The organism is Teichococcus aerofrigidensis (genome assembly GCF_054073225.1).
On record NZ_JBSXMU010000007.1, the window covers coordinates 70,129 to 79,146 of the forward strand.

The 9,018-nt window shown below is 71.7% G+C and carries 9 protein-coding genes; 2 read left to right on the forward strand and 7 right to left on the reverse strand.

The window, feature by feature from the left end:
* Window positions 1–19 precede the first annotated feature (19 nt).
* The 3 genes from dnaQ to ACVMLK_RS03540 are packed head-to-tail and all read right to left on the reverse strand — an operon-like array spanning window position 20 to window position 2,147.
* Window positions 20–727: a DNA polymerase III subunit epsilon gene (gene dnaQ, locus ACVMLK_RS03530; protein WP_198364632.1), complete on the reverse strand. Its 708-nt coding sequence runs from the start codon at window positions 725–727 to the stop codon at window positions 20–22.
* On the reverse strand, window positions 724–1,308 hold the full coding sequence (gene coaE / locus ACVMLK_RS03535; protein ID WP_457485640.1) for a dephospho-CoA kinase: 585 nt from the start codon (window positions 1,306–1,308) through the stop codon (window positions 724–726). Before coaE ends, dnaQ begins: the two co-directional genes overlap by 4 nt.
* Complete coding sequence (locus tag ACVMLK_RS03540; protein ID WP_457485641.1) at window positions 1,305–2,147, reverse strand: shikimate dehydrogenase; 843 nt, start codon at window positions 2,145–2,147, stop codon at window positions 1,305–1,307. The genes coaE and ACVMLK_RS03540 overlap by 4 nt, the downstream gene beginning before the upstream one ends.
* A 141-nt stretch (window positions 2,148–2,288) precedes the next feature.
* Between ACVMLK_RS03540 and gshB the strand changes: the two genes are divergently transcribed.
* Window positions 2,289–3,236: a glutathione synthase gene (gene gshB / locus ACVMLK_RS03545; protein ID WP_457485642.1), complete on the forward strand. Its 948-nt coding sequence runs from the start codon at window positions 2,289–2,291 to the stop codon at window positions 3,234–3,236.
* Between the two features lie 33 nt (window positions 3,237–3,269).
* Here the strand turns inward: gshB and ACVMLK_RS03550 are convergent, their stop codons facing one another.
* Entirely contained in the window at window positions 3,270–4,298 is a 1,029-nt protein-coding gene (locus ACVMLK_RS03550; protein ID WP_457485643.1) for a YeiH family protein, read from the reverse strand.
* Window positions 4,299–4,402: 104 nt separating this feature from the next.
* Here ACVMLK_RS03550 and ACVMLK_RS03555 point away from each other — a divergent pair, with 104 nt between their 5' ends.
* Window positions 4,403–5,296 carry a LysR family transcriptional regulator gene (locus ACVMLK_RS03555; protein WP_457485644.1) on the forward strand — a complete coding sequence of 298 codons (894 nt, stop codon included), beginning with the start codon at window positions 4,403–4,405 and terminating at the stop codon, window positions 5,294–5,296.
* Here the strand turns inward: ACVMLK_RS03555 and ACVMLK_RS03560 are convergent.
* The 3 genes from ACVMLK_RS03560 to ACVMLK_RS03570 form a co-directional block, all read right to left on the reverse strand.
* Entirely contained in the window at window positions 5,290–5,613 is a 324-nt protein-coding gene (locus ACVMLK_RS03560; protein ID WP_198364637.1) for an FtsB family cell division protein, read from the reverse strand. The two genes, ACVMLK_RS03555 and ACVMLK_RS03560, sit on opposite strands and share 7 nt — an antisense overlap.
* A 165-nt stretch (window positions 5,614–5,778) precedes the next feature.
* A complete protein-coding gene (eno, locus tag ACVMLK_RS03565; RefSeq protein ID WP_457485645.1) occupies window positions 5,779–7,056 on the reverse strand; it encodes a phosphopyruvate hydratase in 1,278 nt (425 codons plus the stop codon).
* A 179-nt stretch (window positions 7,057–7,235) separates the two neighbouring features.
* The gene (locus ACVMLK_RS03570; protein ID WP_422924531.1) at window positions 7,236–8,864 is read right to left on the reverse strand and encodes a CTP synthase; all 1,629 of its coding nucleotides are present in this window, start codon (window positions 8,862–8,864) and stop codon (window positions 7,236–7,238) included.
* Window positions 8,865–9,018: the final 154 nt, after the last annotated feature.

A 9,018-nucleotide genomic window follows, 5' to 3' on the forward strand; every position in this document is an offset into this window, starting at 1 on the left:
AGTGGCCGGCGGAGGCGCCTCAGCCGCCTTCCTCGGCCACCGCGATCCGCGACCAGATCGGGTCCTTGATCTTCTTCAGGAACTCCGCATGCGCCTCCAGCTCGGCCGCGGCGGGGCGGATCGGCCGGGGGGCGCGGGTCACCGGCGCGGCATCGAGCGCGATCATCACCGGGGCGGCGACCCGGGGCGCCGAGGCCAGGGCGAGGTCGGGCTGCTTGCCGCCCATCAGCTCCAGATAGACCTGGGCCAGCAGCTGCACGTCGAGCAGGGCGTTGTGCGCGGTGCGCATGGAGTTGTCGATGCCGTAGCGGCGGCAGAGCGCGTCCAGGCTGTTCGGCAGGCCGGGGAAGCGCTTCTTGGCGAGCACCAGGCTGTCCACCATGCGCGCGCGGTCGAGCACCGGATGGCCCGCCTTGCGCAGCTCGAAGTCGAGGAAGCCGAAGTCGAAGGGCGCGTTGTGCGCGACGATCGGGTCATCGCCCAGGAAATCGAGCATGGCCGGGGCGATCTCGGCGAATTTCGGCTTGCCGCGCAGCATGTCCCAGGTGAAGCCGTGCACCTTCGCGGCCTCCTCCGGCACCTCCCGCTCCGGATCGATCAGCACGTGGAAGTGCCGCCCCGTGGGCACCAGGTTGACCAGCTCCACCGCCGCCACCTCCAGCACGCGGTCGCCGGTCTGCGGGTCGAAGCCGGTGGTCTCGGTGTCCAGCACCAGGGTTCGGCTCATCGGTAGTGCTCCAGCAGGCGGCGGATCGAGCGGCGGGTATGGGCCAGGGACAGGCCGGTGCGGATGACATGGTCGGCACGGCGGCGCTTGACGGCGTCGGGGGTCTGGCGGGCCAGGATCGCCTCCAGCCGCTCCGGTGTCATGCCCTTCCGCCGCAGCACGCGGGCGCGCTGGACGGCGGCGGGGGCGGAGACCACCACGACGGCATCGACGCGCGCCTCGCCGCCGGTCTCGAAGAGCAGCGGGATGTCGAGCACCGCCAGGCGCCGGCCCTGGCGGCGGGCGGCCGCGAGGAAGCGTCGCTCCTCCTCGCGCACCAGCGGGTGCACGATGCGCTCCAGCCGGGTCAGCGCCGCCGGATCGCCGAGCACGGCGCGGCGCAGCGCCTCGCGCTCCACGGCGCCGTCGCGGACCGTGCCGGGGAAGGCGGCGCCGATCGCCCTCACCGCGCGGCCGCCGCGGCCCTGCAGCCGGTGCACCGCGGCATCGGCGTCGAAGACCGGCACGCCATGGCGGCGGAAGGTGCTGGCCGCCGTGGACTTGCCCATGCCGATGCCGCCGGTGAGGCCGAGGATCCTCATGCGTGGCGCGGGATGTCGTCGGCCACGAACTCGCGCAGCGCGGCATCGACCGTGGGCGCGGCGCCGAACCAGGCCGCGAAGCCCGGCCGCGCCTGATGCAGCAGCATGCCGAGCCCGTCCACGCCGCGCAGGCCGCGGGCCCGGGCGGCGGCCAGCAGCGGCGTCTCCAGCGGGACATAGACGGCATCCGCCACCACGGCATGGGCGGGCAGGGGGGCGAGGTCGATCTCCAGCGGCGGCGCGCCCGTCATGCCGAGGCTGGTGGAATTGACCAGCAGGGCGGCGCCTTCCAGCGGCGGCGCCTCCGCCACGGCGACCGGGCCGCCCAGCGCCTCGGCCAGGGCCTCGGCGCGGGCACGGCTGCGATTGACCAGCGTGAGGCGCGGGCAGCCGGCATCGAGCAGCGCGGCGGCGATGGCCCGCGCCGCGCCGCCGGCGCCGAGCAGCACCGCCGGACCATCCGCCGCGCGCCAGCCCGGCGCCTGCTCGCGCACGCTCTCGAGGAAGCCGAAGCCGTCCGTGTTGCTGCCGTGGATGCGGTCCTGGTCGAAGACCAGCGTGTTCACCGCCCCCGCGCGGTGCGCCGAGGCATCGACTTCGTCGCACAGGGCGAAGGCGGCCTCCTTGTGCGGGATGGTGACATTGGCGCCGCGGAAGCCGAGCGCGACCAGGGCGCGGACGGCGGCGGCGAAATCCTCCGGCCGCACCTGCAGGGGGATGTAGGTGCCGTCGATGCCATGCTGGCGCAGCCAGTAGCCATGCAGCCGCGGGGAGCGGGAATGCGAGGCCGGCCAGCCCAGCACGCCGGCCAGCCTGGCCTTGCCGGAGAGGATCGTCATGCCGCCATCCATCCCCCGCGCGGGCGGGACGGTCAAGGCGCTGCCCGCCGCCCCGCTCCCCCGGGGCCATCTGACCCCTGGCGTTCCGCCGTCCGCGATGCCACCACTGGCGCCGAGCGAACCGACGGAGTGGAGCACCCCATGACGCGTGCCTTGAAGGTCGCGGTCCAGATGGACCCGATCCAGAGCATCAACATCGACGGCGACAGCACCTTCGTCCTGATGCTGGAGGCCCAGGAGCGGGGCCACCAGCTCTGGCACTACCATGTCCGGGACCTGACGCTGGCCGGCGGCCGGGTGCTGGCCCGGATGCAGCCGGTGACGGTGCGGCGGGAGAAGGGCAACCACCACACGCTGGGCGAGGCGGCGGAGCACGACCTCTCCGCCATGGACGTGGTGCTGATGCGCCAGGACCCGCCCTTCGACATGGCCTATATCACCGCCACCCACATCCTGGAGATGATCCACCCGAAGACCCTGGTGGTGAACGACCCGGCGAGCGTGCGCAACGCGCCGGAGAAGCTCTTCGTCATGCAGTTCCCGGAGTTGATGCCGGACACCATCATCACCCATGACCCGCTGGAAGTGCGCAAGTTCCGCCAGAAGCACGGCGACATCATCGTCAAGCCGCTGTTCGGCAATGGCGGCGCCGGCGTCTTCCACCTGCGGCCCGAGGACGGCAACCTCAACGCCCTGCTCGAGCTCTACGCCGAGAAGTCCCGCGAGCCGCTGATGATCCAGCAATACGTCCCCGCCGTGCGCTTCGGCGACAAGCGCATCATCCTGGTGGATGGCGAGCCGCTGGGCGCCATCAACCGCGTCCCCGCCGAGGGCGAGAGCCGCAGCAACATGCATGTCGGCGGCCGGCCCGCGGCGGTGGCGCTGACCGAGCGGGACCGCGAGATCTGCGCCCGCATCGGGCCGGAGCTGAAGCGACGCGGGCTGATCTTCGTCGGCATCGACGTGATCGGGGATTACCTCACCGAGATCAACGTCACCTCGCCGACCGGGCTGCAGGAACTGGCGCGCTTCGACGGGGTGCATCTGGAGAAGGCCATCTGGGACGCCATCGAGGCGCGTCGCGCCTGACGCGGAGGCCGCCCAGGGGCCTCACCAGGGCCCTTACCCCGGCGGCAGCACCGCGATCAGCCCCAGCGCCGCCAGGCCGAGCAGCAGCAGGGAGAGCACCACGGTCAGCGAGACGCGCAGCCCGGCCCTGGCCACCACCCGCACATCCACACCGAGGCCGAGCGCCGCCATGGCGAGCAGCGTCAGGGTGCCGGTCACGGTGGCGATCGGCCCGAGCAGAACGGGTGGAATCAGGCCGAGCGACCGCAGCAGGGCCAGGCCGAGGAAGCCCAGGATGAACCAGGGCACCAGCCGCGCCAGGCCCGGCCGCTGGCCCGCCCGCGTGCCGGCCAGCAGGGAGAAGCCGAGCACCACCGGCCCCAGCATCAGCACCCGCACCAGCTTGACCAGCGTGCCCATCTGCACCGCCAGGGCCGAGACCGGCGCCGTCGCCGCCAGGACCTGCGGCACGGCATAGACCGTCAGTCCCGCCAGAGTACCGTACTGCAGGTCGTTCAGCCCGAGCAGCGGCGCCGCGAGCGGCAGCGCCAGCACCAGGCCGACGCCGAGCACCGCGGTGAAGGCGATGGCCGCCGTCACGTCGCGCGCCTGGGCACCGATCACCGGCGCCACGGCGGCGATGGCCGAGTTGCCGCAGATCGAGTTGCCGCAGGCGACCAGGACGGCCATGCGGCGCGGCAGGCCGAGACCGCGCCCGATGCCATAGCCGCAGAGGATGGACAGCCCCACCACCACGGCGATGCCGAGCGGCAGCCACGGCCCGGCCGCCATCAGCGTGGTGAGGCTGAGCGAGGCGCCCAGCAGCATCACGGCGATCTCCAGCAGCGTCCTGGCGCTGAAGGCGATGCCGGGGGCGGTGGCGGCGGGCAGCGGGCGCAGGCTGCGCAACCCGGTGCCGAGCAGGATGGCCAGCACCAGCCCGTCCAGCCAGGCCCGGCCGAACAGGGCCTGCTGCGCCAGGGCGAGCAGGGCCGCCGCGCTGGCGACGGCGCCGCAGAGCAGCAGGCCGGGCAGCAGGGGCAAGGCGATGCGGGGGCCGGGAAGGGCCGCGGACTGGGACATGGGCACCGGAAGCATGACAATCGGATGACGGCGATTGTGCCGCCGGCCAATCCATCGATCCAACGCGTTGTTCTTGTGGTTTCGTTCGATTAGACCGAACGGTCATGACCCTGGAGCAACTGCGCATCTTCCTCGCCGTGGCCGAGCGGGAGCATGTCACCCGCGCCGCCGCCGCCCTGCACCTGACGCAATCCGCGGTCAGCGCCGCCATCCGCGCCCTGGAGGCCCGGCATGGCATCACCCTGTTCCATCGCGTCGGCCGCCGGATCGAACTGACCGGGGAGGGCGAGATCTTTCGCGCCGAGGCGGCCGCCGTGCTGGCGCGGGCCGAGGCGGCGGAGCTCGTGCTGTCGGAGCTGGGCGGGAGCCTGCGCGGCACGCTGCGCATCCAGGCCAGCCAGACGGTGGCGAGCTACTGGCTGCCGCCGCTGCTGGTGCGCTTCCGGGCCGCCTGCCCGGAGGTCCGGGTCGAGGTCGGCGCCGGCAACACCACCAGCGTGGCGCTCTCCGTACTGCAGGGCGTGGCGGAGCTGGGCTTCGTCGAGGGGGAGGTGGAGGAGCCGGCGCTCAGCCAGACCCCGCTGGCGACGGACCAGCTGGTGGTGGTGGTGGGGCCGCGCCATCCCTGGGCCAAGGTCGGACCCATCGCCACGGCGCGGTTGTCCGAGACGCCCTGGATCATGCGGGAGGCCGGCTCCGGCACCCGCGCCGCCTTCGAGGCCCTGCTACGGGGCTGGAACCTGGCGCCCGAGGCGCTGGAGGTGGCGCTGGAGCTGCCCTCGAACGAGGCGGTGCTGGCGGCGGTGGAGGCGGATGGGGGGGCGACGGTGGTCTCCGAGCGGGCCGCGGGACCGCATCTGGCGGCCGGGCTGCTGGTGCGGGCGGGCCTGGACCTGCCGCCCCGCAGCTTCAAGGCCCTGCGGCACCGGGAGCGCTACCAGAGCCGCGCCTCGCGGGCGCTGGTCGCGCTGGCGCTGGACAGTGGAGCTGCTCAGTAGAGGCGCTTGCCCGGCCCGTAGGGCACCACGAGCTCGTCCTTGCCCACCATGTTGAGCAGGGCGCGGGCGCGCTCGTCGAGCTGGTCGCGGTCGATGCGGTCGCCCCGCAGGCCGGCGACGCGCCGTTCCAGCGCGTCCCGCTCGGCTTCCGCCTCAGCCAGGGTGATGCGCGCGGTGGCGATCTCCTGGGCCTTGGCCTCGCGGGCGAGGGAGCCGACGCGCGGGCCATGCACGGCATACCACGAGAAGTGCCAGATCATCCCGGCGAAGACGAGCGGCAGCCAGAGAACCTGGATCGTCCGCTTGATGGCGCGCATGGCCGGAATCCCCCTCGCACGGCGTTTGCTGCGCCAGCTAACCGCAGCACAAAGCCGTTTCGCAAGAGGGGTTTAGCCGAGGCCGTGACATTCGGCCCATAGCGTGACATTCGGACCACAAGCGGCCGGGGCACGACATCCCCCGGCCGCTTCCGGCCCCGGCCCTCAGCACCGAAGGATGGTGCGGCCGGCATAGCGGCCGGCCGGGCCCAGACCCTGCTCGATGCGGATCAGCTGGTTGTACTTGGCCAGGCGGTCGGAGCGGGAGAGGGAGCCGGTCTTGATCTGCCCGCAATTGGTGGCGACGGCGAGGTCGGCGATGGTGCTGTCCTCGGTCTCGCCCGAACGGTGCGACATGACGGCGGTGTAGCCGGCGCGATGCGCCATCTCGACCGCCTCCAGCGTCTCCGTCAGGGAGCCGATCTGGTTCACCTTCACCAGGATGGAGTTGGCGGTCTTCTTCTCGATGCCCTGGCGCAGGCGCTCGGGATTGGTGACGAAGAGGTCGTCGCCCACCAGCTGCACCTTGTCGCCCAGCGTCTCGGTCAGCAGCTTCCAGCCGTCCCAGTCGTCCTCGGCGCAGCCATCCTCGATCGAGATGATCGGGAACTTGGCGCAGAGCCCGGCCAGGTAGTCGACCATGCCGGCGGCGTCGAGCTTCTTGCCCTCGCCCTCCATGTCGTAGACGCCGCTCTTGAAGAACTCGGTGGAGGCGCAGTCGAGGGCGAACATGATGTCCTCGCCGACGCGGTGGCCGGCGGCCTCGCAGGCCTTGCTGATGAAGGCCAGCGCCTCCTCGGCCGACTTCAGGTCGGGGGCGAAGCCGCCTTCGTCGCCGACATTGGTGTTGTGCCCGGCATCGTGCAGCGCCTTCTTGAGGCTGGCGAAGACCTCGGAGCCGATGCGGACCGCATCCGCCTCGGTGCCGGCGGCGACCGGCATGATCATGAATTCCTGGATGTCGATCGGGTTGTCCGCGTGCTGGCCGCCATTGATGATGTTCATCATCGGCACCGGCAGGGTACGGGCGAAGACGCCGCCGACATAGCGGTAGAGCGGCACGCCGAAATGCTCGGCCGAGGCCTTGGCGGTGGCCAGGCTGACGGCGAGGATGGCGTTGGCGCCGAGGCGCGACTTGTTCGGCGTGCCGTCGAGCGCGATCATCGTCTCGTCGATCTTGACCTGCTCGGTGGCGTCCATGCCGCTGAGCGCGTCGAAGATCTCGCCCTCGACATTGGCCACCGCCTTCTGCACGCCCTTGCCATGGAAGCGCGACTTGTCGCCGTCGCGCAGCTCCACCGCCTCATGCGCGCCGGTGGAGGCGCCGGAGGGGACGATGGCGCGGCCCATGGCGCCGCTCTCCAGGACCACATCCACCTCGACGGTCGGGTTGCCCCGCGAATCGAGGACCTCGCGGGCGATGATGTCGGCGATGGCGGTCATTCCGGAAATCCCTCGTCGTTACGGCCTGGATGCGCCGCGGGCGGCCCACGGTCTGCGGGTCGCCGGCGCGGGCGGCCCTGCGCGGATAGGACGCCGGCGGCGCCAGGGCAAGGCCCCGGCTTCTCCCCCCGGGCCGCGCGCGAAAACGTCAGGATATCGTCACGCGGCGGGGGCGGGGCTCAGACCAGCCGGGCCTGCTTCACCGCCGCGCCGACGAAGCCCGCGAAGAGCGGATGCGGCTGGAAGGGCTTCGACTTCAGCTCGGGGTGGTACTGCACGCCGATGAACCAGGGATGGTCGGGATACTCGACGATCTCCGGCAGCAGCCCGTCCGGCGACAGGCCGGAGAAGCGCAGCCCCGCCGCCTCCAGCCGCTCGCGGTAGCCGATGTTCACCTCGTAGCGGTGGCGGTGGCGCTCGCTGATCTCGGCCTGGCCATAGACCTGCCGCACCAGGGAGCCCTCGACCAGCTGGGCCGGATAGGCGCCGAGGCGCATGGTGCCGCCGAGATCGCCCTCGGCCGAGCGCTTCTCGCGCTCGTTGCCGCGCAGCCACTCGGTCAGCAGCCCGACCACCGGCTCCTCGGTGGGGCCGAACTCGGTGGAGGAGGCGCGCTCCAGCCCGACCAGGTTCCGCGCCGCCTCGATCACCGCCATCTGCATGCCGAAGCAGATGCCGAGGAAGGGGACCTTGCGCTCACGGGCGAAGCGCACCGCCTCGATCTTGCCCTCGGCGCCACGCTCGCCGAAGCCGCCGGGCACCAGGATGCCATGCACCCCCTCCAGCCGCTCCAGCGCGTTCGGCGTCTCGAAGATCTGGCTGTCCACCCAGTCCAGCTTCACCTGAACGCCGTGCTGGATGCCGCCATGGGTCAGCGCCTCGGCCAGCGACTTGTAGGCGTCAAGCAGCGTGATGTACTTGCCGACGACGGCGATCCGCACCTCGCCCTCGGGATGCTCCAGCCGGTGCACGATGCGCTTCCAGTTGGAGAGGTCGGGCTCGCCATAGATCGACAGGCCGAAATGCCGCAGCACCTCGCGGTCCAGGCCTTCCTGGTGATACTGCAGCGGCACGGCATAGATGCTCGAGGCATCCAGCGCCGGGATGACGCTCTCGGGGCGGACATTGCAGAACAGCGCGATCTTGCGCCGCTCGTTCTCGGGAATCGGCCGGTCGCAGCGGCAGAGCAGGATCTGCGGCTGGATGCCGAGGCCCAGCAGCTCCTTGACGCTGTGCTGCGTCGGCTTGGTCTTCAGCTCGCCGGCGGAGGGGATGTAGGGCACCAGGGTCAGGTGCATGAAGAGGCTGTTCTGCGGGCCCAGCTCGTTGTTGAGCTGGCGCAGCGCCTCGAGGAAGGGCAGCGACTCGATGTCGCCCACCGTGCCGCCGACCTCGACCAGCACGAAGTCTAGCCCGTCCGTGTCGGCGGTGGCGGCTTCCTTGATGGCGTCGGTGATGTGCGGGATGACCTGGACGGTGCCGCCGAGATAATCGCCCCGCCGCTCCTTGGCGATCACCTCGGCATAGATCCGGCCCGAGGTGTGGCTGTCACCGCGCGTGGCATGCACGCCGGTGAAGCGCTCGTAATGGCCGAGGTCGAGATCGGCCTCGGCGCCGTCGTCGGTGACGAAGACCTCGCCATGCTGATACGGGCTCATCGTGCCCGGATCGACGTTCAGGTAGGGGTCGAGCTTACGGATGCGGACCTTGTAGCCCCGCGCCTGCAGGAGCGCGCCGAGGCTGGCCGCCGCGATGCCCTTGCCGAGGGAGGAAACCACGCCGCCGGTGATGAAAACGAACCGCGTCATGGGCCACCTTTCTAACGCGCCGCGCCGCCGGCGGGAAGCGGCGGCGGGGCAAAGCTGCTGTCTGCTGGAAGCGTGGGTCGCTGTGGCCCGCGCCGGGGTCGCGGGGGGGGGGGGGGGGGGGGCGGCGGGCCGAGGGGGGGGGGGGGGGGGGGGG